General features: G+C 52.4%; 18 protein-coding genes. 3 read left to right on the forward strand and 15 right to left on the reverse strand.

Going from position 1 to position 16,685, the window contains the following annotated elements:
- Positions 1 to 3 precede the first annotated feature (3 nt).
- Together IPM50_01705 and IPM50_01710 are read right to left on the reverse strand one after the other, a co-directional pair.
- On the reverse strand, positions 4 to 342 hold the full coding sequence (locus IPM50_01705; GenBank protein ID QQS33320.1) for a hypothetical protein: 339 nt from the start codon (positions 340 to 342) through the stop codon (positions 4 to 6).
- A 78-nt stretch (positions 343 to 420) separates the two neighbouring features.
- Complete coding sequence (locus IPM50_01710; GenBank protein ID QQS33321.1) at positions 421 to 999, reverse strand: enoyl-CoA hydratase/isomerase family protein; 579 nt, start codon at positions 997 to 999, stop codon at positions 421 to 423.
- A 139-nt stretch (positions 1,000 to 1,138) separates the two neighbouring features.
- On the opposite strand from IPM50_01710, the gene IPM50_01715 reads away from it, so the two are divergent.
- A complete protein-coding gene (locus IPM50_01715) occupies positions 1,139 to 1,759 on the forward strand; it encodes an inorganic pyrophosphatase (protein ID QQS33322.1) in 621 nt (206 codons plus the stop codon).
- Positions 1,760 to 1,769: 10 nt separating this feature from the next.
- On the opposite strand, the gene IPM50_01720 is transcribed toward IPM50_01715, so the two are convergent.
- The 10 genes from IPM50_01720 to IPM50_01765 all read right to left on the reverse strand — a co-directional run bounded on the left by IPM50_01720 (position 1,770) and on the right by IPM50_01765 (position 10,236).
- The gene (locus IPM50_01720; GenBank protein QQS33323.1) at positions 1,770 to 3,026 is read right to left on the reverse strand and encodes a hypothetical protein; all 1,257 of its coding nucleotides are present in this window, start codon (positions 3,024 to 3,026) and stop codon (positions 1,770 to 1,772) included.
- An 89-nt stretch (positions 3,027 to 3,115) separates the two neighbouring features.
- The gene (locus IPM50_01725) at positions 3,116 to 3,457 is read right to left on the reverse strand and encodes a hypothetical protein (GenBank protein QQS33324.1); all 342 of its coding nucleotides are present in this window, start codon (positions 3,455 to 3,457) and stop codon (positions 3,116 to 3,118) included.
- 231 nt (positions 3,458 to 3,688) lie between these two features.
- Positions 3,689 to 5,314 carry an acyl-CoA carboxylase subunit beta gene (locus IPM50_01730; protein QQS33325.1) on the reverse strand — a complete coding sequence of 542 codons (1,626 nt, stop codon included), beginning with the start codon at positions 5,312 to 5,314 and terminating at the stop codon, positions 3,689 to 3,691.
- 93 nt (positions 5,315 to 5,407) lie between these two features.
- Positions 5,408 to 6,895 carry a hypothetical protein gene (locus tag IPM50_01735; GenBank protein QQS33326.1) on the reverse strand — a complete coding sequence of 496 codons (1,488 nt, stop codon included), beginning with the start codon at positions 6,893 to 6,895 and terminating at the stop codon, positions 5,408 to 5,410.
- Complete coding sequence (locus IPM50_01740) at positions 6,888 to 8,246, reverse strand: hypothetical protein (protein ID QQS33327.1); 1,359 nt, start codon at positions 8,244 to 8,246, stop codon at positions 6,888 to 6,890. The genes IPM50_01735 and IPM50_01740 overlap by 8 nt, the downstream gene beginning before the upstream one ends.
- Positions 8,247 to 8,252: 6 nt before the next feature.
- A complete protein-coding gene (locus IPM50_01745) occupies positions 8,253 to 8,657 on the reverse strand; it encodes an EVE domain-containing protein (GenBank protein ID QQS33328.1) in 405 nt (134 codons plus the stop codon).
- A 60-nt stretch (positions 8,658 to 8,717) separates the two neighbouring features.
- Positions 8,718 to 9,080, reverse strand: coding sequence for a four helix bundle protein (locus IPM50_01750; GenBank protein QQS33329.1), 363 nt, complete (start codon positions 9,078 to 9,080; stop codon positions 8,718 to 8,720).
- Between the two features lie 70 nt (positions 9,081 to 9,150).
- Positions 9,151 to 9,726: a hypothetical protein gene (locus IPM50_01755; protein ID QQS33330.1), complete on the reverse strand. Its 576-nt coding sequence runs from the start codon at positions 9,724 to 9,726 to the stop codon at positions 9,151 to 9,153.
- A complete protein-coding gene (locus tag IPM50_01760; GenBank protein ID QQS33331.1) occupies positions 9,727 to 9,963 on the reverse strand; it encodes a DUF2442 domain-containing protein in 237 nt (78 codons plus the stop codon).
- 3 nt (positions 9,964 to 9,966) lie between these two features.
- On the reverse strand, positions 9,967 to 10,236 hold the full coding sequence (locus IPM50_01765) for a DUF4160 domain-containing protein (protein QQS33332.1): 270 nt from the start codon (positions 10,234 to 10,236) through the stop codon (positions 9,967 to 9,969).
- A gap of 177 nt (positions 10,237 to 10,413) precedes the next feature.
- Between IPM50_01765 and IPM50_01770 the strand changes: the two genes are divergently transcribed.
- On the forward strand, positions 10,414 to 11,277 hold the full coding sequence (locus tag IPM50_01770) for a UDP-3-O-acyl-N-acetylglucosamine deacetylase (protein ID QQS33333.1): 864 nt from the start codon (positions 10,414 to 10,416) through the stop codon (positions 11,275 to 11,277).
- 249 nt (positions 11,278 to 11,526) lie between these two features.
- Here the strand turns inward: IPM50_01770 and IPM50_01775 are convergent, their stop codons facing one another.
- The 3 genes from IPM50_01775 to gndA form a co-directional block, all read right to left on the reverse strand.
- A complete protein-coding gene (locus IPM50_01775; GenBank protein QQS33334.1) occupies positions 11,527 to 12,255 on the reverse strand; it encodes a hypothetical protein in 729 nt (242 codons plus the stop codon).
- Between the two features lie 326 nt (positions 12,256 to 12,581).
- Positions 12,582 to 13,178, reverse strand: a complete 597-nt coding sequence (locus IPM50_01780; GenBank protein ID QQS33335.1) for a hypothetical protein — start codon at positions 13,176 to 13,178, stop codon at positions 12,582 to 12,584.
- A gap of 1,064 nt (positions 13,179 to 14,242) precedes the next feature.
- Entirely contained in the window at positions 14,243 to 15,649 is a 1,407-nt protein-coding gene (gndA, locus tag IPM50_01785; protein ID QQS33336.1) for an NADP-dependent phosphogluconate dehydrogenase, read from the reverse strand.
- Positions 15,650 to 15,762: 113 nt separating this feature from the next.
- On the opposite strand from gndA, the gene IPM50_01790 reads away from it, so the two are divergent.
- On the forward strand, positions 15,763 to 16,683 hold the full coding sequence (locus tag IPM50_01790; GenBank protein ID QQS33337.1) for a pyridoxal-phosphate dependent enzyme: 921 nt from the start codon (positions 15,763 to 15,765) through the stop codon (positions 16,681 to 16,683).
- The last annotated feature ends 2 nt before the right edge of the window (positions 16,684 to 16,685 follow it).

Here is a 16,685-nt window from a genome sequence, read left to right on the forward strand (position 1 = left end):
TGGCTAATTGTTAATTGGAAGATCGATGTCATCGACATCAATATACATCCGCAACAACGCGGTCGAGAATGTTTTCCCTTGAGCATCGGTCATTAGGCTCAGCGTCCCCCCGCCGCCTAGGCTACCGTGCAATAAAAAATTCAGGGCACCGAGATTCGGCAATTCGAAACGCTCGACGTCGCCTTTGACCATTGGTCCGAAATGCTCCTTTACTCGTTCGGCCGTAACTTCGCGGACTAGTATCGGGTAATATTCGGGCTTCAAAGCGATCAGCCCGACGTTCGCGGTGTCGCCTTTGTCGCCCGAGCGGGCATGGGCAATATCAACAAGCTGAACTTTCATATGAAGATTATAAGGTCGAAAGTGTGATTTGACTAGAAACCCGGAAAGCCCTTTCCGCAAAGACGCAAAGGTGCAAAGCTATCGCAAAGTCTTAAGAGCCTGAGCAACAACATCGAAAGCGACCACATCGACCAGTCCAATATTTAATGCCCTTTCAGCACCGATCGGGGACGCTGTGAAGAACATTTCGAGTGCATTTGCCGTTCCGACAAGCCGCGGCAACCGCTGTGTGCCGCTCCAGCCCGTGATGATGCCGAGGCCTGCTCCCGGATGGCAGAATGTGGCATTTGGCGATGCGATCCGCCTATCACAAGCGAGCGCCAGATCCAACGCACCGCCGAAACAATGGCCATTTATAGCCGCAATAACCAGCTGCGGCAGCTTGTCGATCTTCTGCATCAGCGATTGACCGAGGAGAGCAAATTCCGGTGCTTCCTCAGCGGTCAAAGCGGCGATCTCCTTAAGATTTGCACCACTCGCAAAGGCATCGCCGCTGCCCGTAAAGACTACACGACGGCATTCGATTGAGTCGAGGCCATCAACAATCTCGTGCAGGCGTTCGACGACCGCTCGTGATAGCGGATTGCGTATCTCGGGCCGCGTGAAGCGCAATATCAAAGCGTCGTCGACTACTTCCTTGGATAAAAAGTCGGACATTAGAAACAGATTTAACCACAGAGCTCACAGAGGGCACAGAGCAAAAAGGGAAAAGAGTCCAAAATAGCATCGATATGAAACTATCTTGATGTTTTTGAGGCTTCTGTGCCTGCGGTGGTCTCTATGGTAAATTCCAAATATGAACTTCCGCACGAACAAAGCCCATCCGTGGCATGGTATTGAGATCGGCAATGACGCTCCGGGCGAAGTTACGGTCTTTATTGAGATCGTACCGCGGGATACAGTGAAATACGAGGTTGATAAGGAAACCGGCTACCTAAAGATTGACCGCCCGCAGCAGTATTCTAATGTCGTGCCGGCAAACTACGGTTTCATTCCGGAAACATATTGCGGCGGCGGCATTGCGGCGATGGCACGTGCAAAGACGCCTATTCCGATCTCAGACGGCGATAACGACCCGCTCGACATTCTCGTGCTTAGTGAACATCACATTCCGCGCGGCGACATCATTTTGAAGGCCCGGCCCATCGGCGGATTTTGCCTGATCGACGGCGGCGAAGCCGACGACAAGATCATCGCTGTGCTCAAAGGAGATAAAGTATTTGAACAATACACCGAGATATCGCAGCTGCCAAAAGGCATCCTGGAGCGATTTGAACACTATTTTCTGACCTATAAATCGCTGCCCGACGCGCCGAATATCTGCCAGATCGCGTATTCCTACGACCGCGAGGAATGCTACCAAGTAATAAACGCCGCCGTCTCCGACTACAAGGCTCTCACTATGGCTTCCGGCTGATCCTCCACGCTCATGGCTTTGGTGGCCGTATTTTTTCTGCACTTCTAAAGCCGTCAAAGGAAGATTCAATGCCGCTGCTCCTGATCCGTCCGCTGCTAGTGTAAAGTGTCCACTGAACGATCACGCCCCCGGAATAGTCGATCTTGTCGGTCAGGAAGAAGAGATTTTTTCGTTGCCGGGTCGCGCCGGATGCTTTCACGGTCTTGATCTCCAGGAAGAATGTGTTTTGAACATCGGCAACTGTTGCGAACTGTTCCGCGTTAATGTACTTCTTCAACGCAGTTTCGATGTTCTGGACCGGTTCTGAGGAAAATAGTTTAAGAAACTCAGCAAAATATTGCTCAAGCCTCTTAAGATTGACGTCTTCCTTTCGTGCCTCGAACGCTATTTGCCGAGCCCGATAGAGTTTTTCGAACGACCTTGCGACCTGCGAACAATAGACGGATCGAGTTTCCTTGCAGTCGTCTTCGGGGCCGGGCTTGCAACATGGCCGCAACGCCGTCTCCTCACCGCAAAAGAGCGGCGGATCGATAGGGAAACTTTTCGGGTACAACACACTAATGTTCGTACCCTCGGCAACAAGGGGAAAGAATGCCGCAACTACAGCGTCCTCGCTGACGGCAACATTTCGGATCGACGTCGTGGTATCAACCTTGAAATATGAAAGCAGGTCGGCGAACTGCCCGACAAGATTCGTACTCTGAGCAACACGGCCTGCGATGCCGGCTACACCGAATCGATTGCCTGTGGGCGGACGTTTCTCTGCGGACGCAACGCGGCAATAATCCTCTCCAAGTTCATCCAAAACCATCTTGAACAGCGGCAATGATCGCTTGTAGAACGCCCAGTCGGCAAACTGTGTAGAATCGAAAATGATGATCGTCGCATCGCGCGGAACACTGCCTTTTATCGACAATGCCGCTCGTTCCAATGCCTTTCCAAGTTGTTCATACACGACAATATCCGCGGCGATATCATCGCCTGTCACCGTCGCGCTTCCTGTTGGAGGACTGGCCTTTGGCTGCGGCATCGCGTCATTAATGCGTTTTCGGGCTTCAGCTATCTCCGCCTCTTTCAACGCGATCTCTTTTTTCCGATCAAGTTCCTTTTTAAGTTCGTTATACTTTGCCTTTTCGGCTGAAACGGCCGGCGACGCAACCGGAGTTGGCTCCCCATCCTGCGCCGACGCCCGGTTTGCAAAAGGAAAAATGCTCACGACCGCAATGGCTGCCGTGAGCATCACCAGACCCTTGATTTTACTAGACATTGCCCAATAGACGTGGAAGACTCCTCAAGTCAACTCTACTCCTGCTGGTCCAAACTCACTGTGAGCGCTGTCACATTTTCACAGATCGATCAAAGCACCGCGAGCTTCATTGCGATAGGCATGAGATGTTTCGCCGCGACGCCTGAGGTCTTGAGCGTCATTACGGTAATTTTTGGTGCTGCTTTGAGAAATACTGTCTTGGCGACAGGCTTTGCAATGTGTTTTGCGGTAAATTTGGTCGTTTTCCATGTGACCTTGCCGGCCGTTTTGACCACGACCATGGTCGCTTTGCCGGTTCCTTCGAGGACATTCTCAACGAAATTATCGTCGTCCGGGCGGGGTTCCTTTGAGGCATTCTGCCCGGCGGCAAAGGTGGTGAATGCGAAAACGCATGCAGCGACGCAAACTGTCTTGAGCAGTATATTCTTCATGATGTTTTAGAGGATTTCGCGGGAGCGAGGCGGGCCGTAAGAATCCGGCTCTTCAATTATAGCGTTTTTACAGCAGGTATTGGAAGACCTTTTTTGGCGGGAGCAGGACCGCGTTCAAAGCCGGGGAAACATGAACGAAACTCCAACTTTGAGCTACAAAAGAGTAGTTACGGCCCTGCTTGCGATGTTAAAACGCACAATCGCCTGCAAAATCCGTAAATCCCGCCATCTTCAATGTTCGATCTGCGGAAGCACGAAGGCGCCGATGTGCGGTTTTGATGTATTCAGGCATGTTTCGAGTGCGAGGATGAGCGCGTCACGCGTCGTTTCGGGCGTAACGATGGCGTCAACAAGGCCCCGTGCGGCGGCGTGCTTTGCGTCCAATTCGCGGTCGTACGTTTCGCGGACCTTTTGCATTTCGGACTCCAGTTCCGCAGAAGGCGTCTCGCCTGCGGCCTTCAGCTTTTCCAACTGTGTACCGAACATCGCCTGCACCGCGCTGTCGCCTTCCATCACGCCCATTCTTCCCGTCGGCAGCGTAAAGATAAAATCGGGGTCAAAGCCCTGTCCCGCCATCGCATAATAGCCCGCACCGCTGGCGTGATTGATCGTCAGCACGATCTTCGGCACGGCGGCGGTCGCCATCGCCTCAACGAACCGCGCACCGGCGCGAATGATGCCGGAATGTTCCGCGTCCGCCCCGACCATGAATCCCGAGACGTCCTGCACGAATAACAGCGGCACGCCGTGGCGGTCGCAGTTTTCAATGAAATACGCCGTCTTTTCGGCCGATTCCGTGTAAACGATGCCGCCGAAACGCGGCGGTTCGCCGGGTCTACCCTTTATCATGCCGCGGCTGTTGGCGATAACGCCGACCGTGATTCCGCCGATGCGAGCCGTGCCGCAGATCATTTCTTTCGCAAAGTCCGCTTGAAATTCTTCGAGGCTCCCTTCGTCCAAGAACGTATCCAAAACCGCGTGCATATCGTACGGAGCTTTGTGATCTTCGGGAAGAAGCTCATACAGCTTCGTATTGTCGAATTTCGGATCTCGTACCTCGCCCGTCGCGACGCGCGACGGCTCCTTCGCCGGTAATTCAGCCACTAATGCACGAATTTTCGCGATACAATCTTCGTCATTCGCCGTCCGATAGTGCGCGACGCCCGAAACGGCGTTGTGCGTCATCGCACCGCCAAGCGTTTCGTTATCAATGGTTTGGCCGGTCGCACCTTTCACCAGATTTGCGCCGCCGAGCCCCATGAAAGACGTTCCTTCGACCATCAGGATCACATCCGACAACGCCGGAAGATAAGCTCCGCCCGCGACGCACATGCCCATCACCGCGGCGATCTGCGGCACCTTCAGGTAACGACGCATGATCGAATTGTAGTAAAAAATGCGTGCGGCCCCGTATTGGCCGGGGAATACGCCGCCTTGATACGGCAAATTCACTCCCGCGGAATCGACAAGATAAATTATCGGCACGCGATTACGCATCGCGATCTCCTGCGCACGCAATATCTTGCGGATCGTTTCGGGATACCACGCACCGGCTTTTATCGTGGCATCATTCGCCACAACGACGCACTCGCGGTCATTTACCTTTCCAACAACCGTAACGACCGCTGCAGCCGGAGCCTGCCCGCCGTATTCTTCATAAGCTACAAGCAGCCCGATTTCCTGCGAGAATGTTCTCTCATCAAGAAGGAGTTCGATCCGCTCGCGCGCTGTCAACTTGCCCTGTTTGTGCAGTTTTTCGATCTTTTCGGGCCCGCCGCCGAGTCTTAGCTTCTTTTCAAGCTCTGAATACTCTTCGGTCAGGCTTCGCAGGCGTGAAATACCGTTCGTTGCGTCCATAGATGACTGTAGTAGGCTGTCAAAGGAGATTATATAACAAAAGGCCCCGCTTTCCCTTTTGCGGAAAACGAGGCCTTGCTGAATGCAAAAACGCTACTGAATGCGGAAGTTGTTCACGCTGGAATCGGAGATGATCGTATTGTTGAGGCTAACGATGCGAATTCGACCCTGTTGCGTCGGTTTACCAAACACTCGAATGGCTTCCGAGCCATCATTCGGCGTACTTGCGGAAACGGTCTCCCAAGAAGTTCCGCCGTCGCGTGAAAGCTCGATACGAACATTGCCCGTAATGTTATCCGATGTCCAACTCAGAGTTTGATTGGCCATTCGCCTCATCACGCCGCCGCCGTTCATATTCGAAAGCATCAAATTAGAGCCGCTGTATCGATAATTCGCGATCCAATCTGCGGTGTTGTTTATCGATCGAGCATTATCGCGTGCGTCCGCGATGCCAGTCGGCAGACCTGCGTAAATAATGTCCGGATTCGAAAAATAAGGGGCTCGGTTGCAGCCGCTTGTACACGGGTTCACATAGGACATTACCGTCCGGTACATGCCGTTATGCCAATGCCCGTAACTATAAGGATATGTCGGGCCTGATCCATTTTCCGGATTGTGCTGGCTGCCCATGTTATGACCAAGTTCGTGTGCAAAAGTAAGGTTGCCGACGGCACAAGTTCGGGCGGTCACAGAAAAACCATTATTAGGATTGCCGCCCGGTGCACCCATCAGATAACCGATGCCGCAAGCTTCGGTAGAATTGGTCAGCATCGCGACCATATCGGCGTTAGTAGTATTCCGCAGCGTTGCAGTAGCAGCATCATTGCGAAGATTTGAAAGCTCGCTGCTAAAACTGCCGGTCTCGTTCAAGGCGGTCAACTGAGCTCCGACCAACCTAAGTCGTTGCCGTATTTTACTGTTGAAATACGTACCATTCGAAGCATCGATCGCCTGCTGAGCGAAAGTTTGAGCCTGAGCATCGCCGCCAAGCGAGGTCCTCACCGAAGAGGTGTATACAACCAAAACGTCTATACGGTCGCCCGAATCAACTGTTGCTCCGGGCGTCTCGCGAATATATCCCGGATCTCCCTTAACTTCACCCGCGCATTCCGGAAACAAGGAGCCGTCGAGTTCCATGAGAATGTGCTTGTTTCCCTTCGGCACTATCTCGTATGTCTTTTCAAAAGTAAATATACGGCCGGCCACGTATCCGCCTTTGAAGGTCAGCGTAATGTCACCTTCATATTCTCCGATCTTGGCCTTTCCGAACCAACTGTGGTCGTCTAACGCCCTCGTTTCCGCATAAGTTCGTTCTGCACGAAAAACCCTGCCGTCAAGCAGCGGAATATCAATACGTGCGGCACGCGCGTATTCCGCCGCCGGCCGGTCAAAAACGATCTCTGCCTCTTTGACCGCAGCTATCGAAGTTCTTGATTCAGGGGCCAGGCCTTCCGACACATTAATGACGCGAAACAGAGCAGGCGTCTGGGTTTGGCTTTTACTCGCATTTCTCTGAGCGGTAATGCTCACCGGAAGAGCGAATAACGTTAAACAGATCACTAATAATTTCATCTTACTCATCTTCAATTATGAACGTCGGTACCATGCCGCCGCCTGCTGTTACGTTTGCAAGTTCGCTGGAGGAGAGTCGTGTGAAAGCCGAGCCGACCTTTCCGGTAAAAAGAAGCGGATCAAGGTCAACAAGCTGCTCCGTAAGTTGCCAATTCCCGGAATCATCAGTGATCATCGGGAAAACTTCCTTCGCCGTCGGGACGCGTTCTTGAACGAGGTAATCGCCGTCGGCGAGGGCAACCTCTATCGCTTCGTCCCATTCAGAAGGGTCAGAATTCCAGCCGATGAAGATGCCGTGACCGCCGTAATCGTCGTTTGGCTTCAGGACCAATTTCGAGGAATTCTCTCTCGTCCATTCTACCAAATCGACCTCTTCGTTGGAATACCTGGTTTCACGAGAGGTGAAATTGCGTGTCCACGGGATATGTAGCCTTATTGCGTCCAGCTCAATGTCGTTGAAGAGCTGTGTATATCGTTCGTCGGTCAAGATCGAAAAAACCGCCTTTTTGTGGACAAGCTTCCCACAGAAACTGTTGACCATACAGACCTTGCCGTCACGGTACGCGTCGAGAAGTGCAGGATACTCATCTGCGATCGGCAAATACTCGTTAACCAGCAAGCGTTTATAAACAACGTCGATCTCCAGCTCCCCGCACATAAGTCGTGAACCCTCGAACGAAAGATCTTCCGGCGTACAAATTACCGCTTGCAAGCCATTTTCGTTGAAATGATCGCGGAAAAGCTCAAATTCTTTGATGGTCGGAAGGTCTTTCAGATCGACGATCGCAATAGTGGGCGGTGTTTCGGGCTTATGGCCGAGATACTCTTCGTAACAATCGAGCAAAACTTGCCGCATCTTTGAGCGGCCTTCGAGTCCGCTATATGTATATCGCTCTGCGAAACGTCGCATTACCGGAAGCTGCTTGAATATCTCGGTAGCTGAATCTGAAAATGCGATGCCTGCGGGGCTTTCGCCGTTAAGCTCGACAAAACTGTAAGCATCATCCGTAAGGAACGAATCAAGCCTTGCGGTAGGCGAAACGTGCGAATAGCCGGGGTTGATGCGGATAAGGTCCTTTTCGATCTCGGTGAGGCCGAGTTCATTGAGAATATTCTCGTCCTCAAGAGCCGCGTCCTTAACCTTTTGCAGGGCTCCGAATACAGTTTCGCAGATCGCAACCACGCGTTTCCAATCCGAACGCCTGACGAAATGCGGCCGTAAATAGGGCGTCAGACGCCGTCCGCCAAATATCAGCTTTGACGACTCGAGCTGCTCGTCCAGCATCGCGAGCGACGCTGCCGCGACCTCGTTGTCCGACAAAAGTTCGTGATAATACTCAACAGCAGTCCGCAGATCCATAGTGATTTATTGGGCCATGCTCAAAATTTCTTCGAATTCGTCCTTGGTAACAGCGATCACAGAAAGCTGCGATTGCTTTATCAGGCCTAGGTTTGCGAGGGCAAGATTGCCTTTGATGTCAGCTAAACCAACGGGCTTTTTGAGCTTTTTGACCGGCGTTAACTCGATTGCGACCCAGCGATCATCGTCGGTGGTCGGGTCTTGGAACGCAGGCTTTGTCACTTTGGCAATGCCGACAACCTCTTTACCGACGTTCGAATGATAAAAAAGCACTTTGTCGCCCTTTTTCATCTCGCGCAGATTGTTACGAGCTTGATAATTCCTTACACCCGTCCAATCCGTCTGCCCCTCAGCGACAAAATCATCCCAAGAATACTTGTCGGGCTCTTGTTTTACCATCCAGTAGTTCATAGTAAGTCTAGAAAGTCTCGACAGTCTTGGAAGTCTGGGAAGACAATTCTGTCGGCTCTTCTATTTTCGTAAATGTGATACCAAGCTGAAGATCATCCGACCGACCTCGTCCAGCTTTTCGTAAATGTTATCAAAGTCAGTTTGGGCAATGTATCCGAGATCAAATGCTAAATATAGGTGCGATTTAGTTTCTGCCACCGATCCCAATGAAATATTGAGAAAATTGGCAAAGTCTTTATCCGTGCGTCTGCCCTGACCTTCAGCGATATTCGCCATTATTGAGGTCGAAGATCGTCGAATCTGACTGTGGAGGTCAAAATCCTTAGAAAAATGATCATTACGACAAAGATCATAGACATCAACGGTAACAACTCGCGCTTTCTGCCAAGCCAAAATGTCTTCAAATCTCTTAAACGTCGCCATTTCCCGGTACCTACTTCCTCGACTTCCTAGACTTCCTAGACTTCCTAGACTTCCTAGACTTCCCAGACTCTCACTTCTTCGCTTTCTTATTCAGCCATTTTGCCCAGCGTTCTAGGACTGGGCGGAAAGGTTTGAACAGCTTCGCTCGAATGCTTCCTTCGGCTTGTTTTTCGCCCCAGGCTTTTAGGTTTTTCTCCGCGTATTGTCTGATCTGCGGTTCGAGGCCTGTCTTCTTGACCGAATGGCGAAGCGTCAGATAATAATGCTGTCCGACGAGCGAGAACAGCAGTCCCGCGAGGTTTCCTTTGAATCCGCTTTTCGCCATCCATTTTTTAAAGAATCCCTCCGTCGGCTGCAGCAGAGCACCTGCCGATATCTCGAACCAGGGTGCCTGATTTTGCACACGCGGATGATAAAGCCCCGGCAGATCGCCTTTCATCGGAACGTCGATATTCTTTAGCCGCGGATCATTGATAAAATCGACGATCTTTATGCGTTCGACACCGCGGTACTGCTCAACAGGCAAAAATTCGAACACCTTTTCTATCGAATCTTCGTAACCTTTCGGCAGATCGATGGAAGCGGCGTTCTCAATGCGTATCTTATTAGTTTTCGCCGTCCTTTGACCGGCGGTTTGTATAGCCATTTAGTTTAATAATTCGCTTTCTACGTAAAGTGTCTCAGGGGCGAAATCCTGCTCGTTGGGCCAAGTCACCGTGCCGTAGGCGATCGTAAAGCTCTTAAAGTAACCGACGTTGTTCAGTTCGCGAAACACCCCTTTATCGAGATAAGGTTTCGCGTCAAATCTTCGCAAGGTACCGTCGCTAAACTTAAGATCCAGCGTCAGGTCGTCATTCGCTTTTGCATCTATAACTTTTGTCATAATCTACCTTAACGGTTCGATCTTGGATACAGATTCACCGTTGATAGCCAGCCCCCAGTTCTTCATCAACTCGTCCTTATGGATCTCGATCCAAGCCTGCACCAACCGCAACTGAGCACGCCTCAAACTGCCTTCGATCACATCGCCGTCGGGTATTCCGATAACGGCCTCATCATCTCCGTGTTGCACGTGGATGTGCGGGAGATTGTGCCGCTTGTTATCGAAATAATACATCAGCACGGTAACGCCGTAGAAGATTGAAATTACAGGCATTTCGTTTCCAGATTAGATTGTAATTCGTAAACAGATATTAGTAAATTCGTCCGCTTCCCTGTGGCGGTGGCGCGACAGAGGGGATTATCTGCGACAGTGGAAAGCGGTTTGAATGTGATAATTACAGCGTTTTCCGGCGAAATGGCGTTGGCACGCGGTTTGTAATGATAATTTGCGATGAATCAGACCACACTCGCGTCAACGGCAAGCGTTTCGGGCGTCGGGCTGCATACCGGGGCCGAAGTTTCGCTCACGCTGCGGCCTGCGCCTGAGAATACGGGCTACATATTCGTCCGAACGGACCTTGATAATTTCGAGATACCGGCGTCGGTCGAATACATATCGCATTGTTCGTACGCGACGACGCTTGTACGCAAAGGCGTGGTGCTTTCCACCTGCGAACACCTGCTTTCGGCACTTCGCGGCAGCGGCGTGGACAATTGTTTCATCGATCTGGACAACATCGAGGTGCCGATACTCGACGGATCAAGCGAAGATTGGGTCGAGCTGATCGCAAAGGCCGGCATCATAGAGCAGAATGCGCCGCGGCGGCGGCTTCGCGTAAAGAAACGCGTCGAGATCGAGCAGGGCGACCGCCGTATGTCGATCGAGCCGTCGGATAAATTCGAGATCGACTGCACCATCGACTTTCCGCACCCTTTCATAGGAATTCAAACATTCCATTACGCCGAAACCAACGGCGATCACTCATCTGTCTCCTCGCCATACGGCCGCGATATCGCTTCAGCACGCACGTTCGGCTTTACTCACGAGATCGACATGCTGCGAAAGGCAAATCTCGCACTCGGCGGCTCTTTGGATAACGCAATTGTGCTGACCGATGAAGGTATGTTGAACAAAACGCCTCTCAGAACGCCGGATGAATTCGTACGTCACAAAATACTCGATATCATTGGCGATGTCGCTCTTGTCGGTATGCCAGTGATCGGCCGCATCACCGCTCACAAATCCGGCCACGCCGTCCACGCCGCTCTCATGTCCAAACTGCTGAAGACCGAATCCGCTTGGGAGATCGTCTGAACGCATTTCGCGGGCGGCCTTGCCCGTTTCGCCAAAGGCTTTGCCCGTTTCGCCAAAGGCTTTGCCCGTTTCGCCAAAGGTTCTGCCTGTTTGCGTGAAGGCTTTGCCTGTTTGCGTGAAGGCTTTGCCCGTTTGCGTGAAGGCTTTGCCCGTTTGCGTGAAGACTTTGCCCTTTTCGCCAAACGCTTTGCCCGTTTGCGTGAAGACTTTGCCCGTTCGCGTGAAGCCTCTGCCCGTTTGCGTCGCGGCTTATTTCTTATACGACGTGAATTTGAGCGGAACCAACTGCTTATATTGCGGCGATGTCGGGCCGTAGAGCGAACGAACGTACAGTTTGACCTTTCGGGCGGTCTCAACGAGCGAATCCGGGTCGTTATAGAACTTCGCATTGCGGGCGATGCGAGCGTTGCTGATCGGCGTGAATGTATTGATCACGGCATTGTTTGCGTTCTTTAACGCATCGACCTTTGCCTCGAGCCCCGCGATCGAAAGTTCGGCCTCATTAGGAGCGTAATTGCCGTCATCTTTCAGCAACTCTATCAAACCCTCGAGATGCTCGACCAATTGCGTATAGCTGCGTTGCGACACGCTATTGCCTGCCGATTCGTCACCATCGGTGTTAGGGTCATCCGCGGGTTTTGCCTTTGCGCGTTTTCCGTCAATCTTACGTTTGAAACTTTTGGCGTCTTCGATCGCATTGGGAGCCGCACCGCTCACTGCAAAAGCGTTCACGACACGCGAAACAAGTTGTCTAATGCCCGCAAACTCGTTTTCGCGAGCATTGACGGCGACCTTCCATTCCATCAGCTTGTCAGTGACGTTGTGCAAAGCCGTATTGGCCTGAGCGTAAAGCGTTTGCAGCGTTGTTAACTGTATCGCCAAAACCGACGGATCGTATGTCGCTCCGTATCCGGTCACAAACGAGATCAATTGCTGAAAGTACTGCAGATTGCGTGCGTGTCCTGCTTCTGAGGCCATTGTGGGGAGCTGAGTTTGTGAGATGCGCCTATGGGAAGATCGTCAAGCGTTGGGGAAAATCGCCGTGATCCGTTCCGTCGTCAATCACCGCCGATCCGGCCGCCATCGGCCACGGGTCACAAACGATCAGCTTTCACTAAAAACCCCACAACCCAACAGCGTTTTCACCACGATCCCAACACAAAACGAATTGTCAAAAATCCAACGGCAGGAAATATAGCAAAAGCGGTTTTTGCGTGTCAAGCAGTGATTTTCCTGTGCAGTAGGCAGCCAAATTCAGCATCGAGAAGCCCGGGATTAGTTACTGACGAACGAATTCGGAAAAATTAGATAACGACGGTTGAAACATAATACTCATCTTTAAGAAATATCAACTGGGGCTCTGGTCGCAGTTCTAAGTTTACATCCTTATTTCGCGGAATCTCACCCATCTCTCCCGTCAATAACTGTTTATAATAATGAAACACGCATATATGTAATCCTGCCAAAGCGTTCAGTGCGTTCATTAGAGTTGCGTGGCGAAAATGTTCATTTCGATAGTGTTTAACTTGGGTATTAGCTTTCCACCAGACCGGGTTAGATTTCTCATTTCGTGTTCGCCACGAACTCCACGGATCAAGTTGTAGTCCGTGCCGTGGTGCATATGCCTTTTCTTTTGAAAATTCTTTCAGATTGGCGGTGATTACGGCGCGATAATCTACTATATTTCCACGTTTGCAATTGTCATCAAGTAGTTTACACAGACTTTTACAAACAACATCAACCTCAGATGCCGCCGCAAAAAGTAAGTGGGCAAGCTCGATTGAATAGGTCTTCATGTTCGGCTTGCTAAACTCGATAAATCTCGAAACTTTATCCATATCCCGCTCGAGAGCAAGATAGTAGTTCCAGTGAAGTTTGCTTTCTGAGATTTTGATTCCCATAAATATCCCAATATACCTCAGCCGGCTTATATTCTCGCGTTTTTGCCGAACGGTCACTGCGAGTTGGAATACTTAGTTCTTTATTTCTAGTTTGGTAGCATCCAGCAACGACTTCCATCTCTTCAAAATTTTCGGCTTGATCTCGCGAGGCTTCGCTTCGCCGATACGAATCTCAACTTTACTGTGCGTTGGCCAATTGTTCGACCTGTTCACGCGTGATGATATAGGCGATTTGAGTTCGTCGAGTGTTCGAGGTTCCACCTTTGGAGTGTTTGCCGTAGTGACCTGCTCGTTTTCGGAAAACTCGGGTGTTCGCGGCGGGGTCTGACCGATCAATACAAAACTACAAACCAAGCAAATGACTGACGAGAGAAGGATGTTTTTCATGGGGAAATATTACACTAAATTCGGTTCGAGCCGAATTATTTTATAGAACATATTAATTAGTAGCGATGAGATCGCTGGGGTCGGTTTCTCTAGGATTTATGGGTTGGTCGGCGTTGGCGGCGGGAAGGGGTTTTGGGATGATGACGTTGAGTGTTTCGCCCTTGATGACGCGCGGGCTTTTGCAACTAAGGCCCTTTGCAGGATCGGCGACTCTGCGATCGCAATTTTCCGCACGGCCGGAATGCCCGTCTAGAAGATCTGATGGACGTTCAACCACCCCGGTTCTGATGCAGGCAGGCTGCCTGCGGTCCGGCGGAGGCGGTCCGGCGGAGGCGCATGCGTTCAACCACCCGCTACCGCAGGTGGTTCTGACAAGGCAAGCTGCCTGCGGTCCCGCGGCAAAAGGTTGCAGGCTGGCAGACTGCGGTCCGGCGGAGGCGGTCCCGGCGGAGGCGCAGGCGTTCAACCACCCGCTACCGCAGGTGGTTCTGACAAGGCAAGCTGCCTGCGGTCCCGGCGGCAAAAGGTTTGCAGGCTGGCAGCCTGCGGTCCGGCGGAGGCGGTCCGGCGGAGGCGCATGCGTTCAACCACCCGCTACCGCAGGTGGTTCTGACAAGGCAAGCTGCCTGCGGTCCCGCGGCAAAAGGTTTGCAGGCTGGCAGCCTGCGGTCCGGCGGTTATTCCCAGTCGTCGGTGTGGAAGATGCCTTCCTGATCGATCCGCTGGTAAGTGTGGGCTCCGAAGTAGTCGCGTTGGGCCTGGATGAGGTTTGCGGGCAGGTTTGCGGAGCGGAATGCGTCGAAATACGCCAGTGCGGACGACATGCAGGCGGACGGGATGGCATTCTCGTTGAAAGAGATGACGGCCTTTCGCAGCGAGCGGCTGCGTGAAAGCAGAATACGTGAAAAACGGTCATCAAGAAGCAAGGTCTCGATGGCGGGGTTTGCGGCGTAGGCTTCGCGGATGGTTTCGAGCAATTTTGAACGAATAATGCAGCCTCCGCGCCATATTTTCGCGATCTCTGCGAGGTCCAGGCCGTAACCGCGTTCCACGGACGCCGCCTGCAGCATCGACATTCCCTGTATGTAGGTCAAAACGATCGCGGCGTAAAGCCCGTCTTTCAGCTCATTTATCGATGTGCGTGAGCGGCTGAGGTCAGCGGTGGCGTGGATGTCGTCGTATTTCGCAGAGATCTGTTGACGAAGCTGTTTGCGTGAAGAGATCTGCCGCAGGGTGACCGCACAATCTATCGTCGGCACAGGAACCCCGAGGTCCATCGCCGCCTGCGACGTCCATTTGCCGGTTCCCTTTTGCCCGGCCGTGTCGAGGATGAGTTCGACAAGCGGACGGCCTGTTTCGGCGTCGATCTTTTTGAGCACGATCGACGTTATTTCGATCAAAAAGGACGATAATTCGCCGCTGTTCCATTCGCCAAAGGTGCGGTGCAGCTCGGTATTCTGCATATGCAGAGCACGCCGCATATAGTCGTGCGTCTCAGCGATCAGCTGCATCATGCCGTATTCGATGCCGTTGTGGACCATCTTGACGAAATGGCCCGCGGAACCCGAACCCATATATGCAACGCACGGCTCGCCGTTCACTTTCGCCGCGACCGCCTGAAAAACAGGCTCGACGCGGTCGTAATAGTCGCGAGGTCCGCCGGGCATGATGCTCGGCCCGCGGCGGGCTCCTTCTTCGCCGCCGGACACGCCGACGCCGAGGAAACCGATGCCCTTCGCCGCCAGATAGGCCATGCGCCGGTCGGTGTCTGTGTAGTGAGAATTACCGCCGTCGATGATCAGGTCGCCTTCGGCAATCAGCGGTGTGAGTTCTGCGATCACACTGTCAACGATCGGACCCGCGGGCACAAGAAGCATAATGCTGCGCGGCGCGGCGAGCTTTGAGACGAATTCGGCGAGGTCCGGCGCTGTATCGACCGGCAAACCGACTCCTTCGGACAGCAGAAGGTCGCGCTTGGCCGCGTCAATATCAAAGCCGACAGCCGAAAAGCCGTGTTCGGTGACGTTCAAGAGAAAATTGCGGCCCATTGTGCCGAGACCGATCATTCCGAATTGCGATGTCATAGTCTTGATTATGCCACAGCGAAGTCGGATTGTTTGTCTGATCTCTGATCGTGCGATCTGACAGGCCGGATATTTATTTACCAATTAACAATTTCACAATTTACAATTTACAATTGCCTTCGATGATCAATTCGCAATTATTGAAAGCTATTAGGCCGACGACGTTTGTCGTTTCGTCGAAGCTCAATGATGCGCTCGGGCTCGACATTACCATCGCGAGCGAGACGTTTCAGCATACGGGCAGTTTTAAGTTTCGGGCTGCGTACAATCTGGCGATAAACGTCGAGCAGGACGAGATAGTGACCGCGTCGAGCGGCAATTTCGGCCAGGCGCTGGCGTACGCGTGCAAGCTCACCGGCAAGCGATGCACCGTTGTCATGCCGGAAACTTCGGCACAGGTCAAGATCGACGCGGTTCGCGATTTCGGTGCGACGGTAGATCTGATAGATACAAAGATCATCGGCCGCAACGAACGTGTTGCCGAGTTGGCTGCGAAGATGCCCGACGCGTATCACGCGTCGGCGTATGATGATGAATTCGTCATCGCGGGCAATTCGACGCTCGGCGACGAACTGTCAGGACGCGGTTTTGACGCTGTTCTAGTGCCGGTCGGCGGCGGCGGCCTGATATCGGGTGTCGTGACAGGCCTTTGCCGCAACGGCGACACGGCGGAAGTTTTCGGTGCGGAACCGCTGCTCGGCAACGACGCTACACGATCGTTTCGCGAAGGCCGCCTGATTCCCAATGAAACCGAACCGACAACCATCGCCGACGGCGCACGGACGATCTCGTTGGGAAAGCTGAACTGGCCCATCATTCGCGACGGTGTGAAGGATATGATCGAGGTTTCGGACGAGAAGATCGCTGAGGCGGTTAGAATGTATTACGGCCTCGGGAACCTGAAATGCGAGCCGACGGGAGCTCTAACGCTGGGAGCTATTTTGGAAGATACTGAACGATTGAGAGGCAAGAAACTATGCCTAGTTGTCAGCGGCGGAAACGTCGACCCAGCCGTTTATAAAGAATTGATCTAGGC

The sequence above is a fragment of the Acidobacteriota bacterium genome (assembly GCA_016700075.1).
GTDB lineage: Bacteria > Acidobacteriota > Blastocatellia > Pyrinomonadales > Pyrinomonadaceae > OLB17.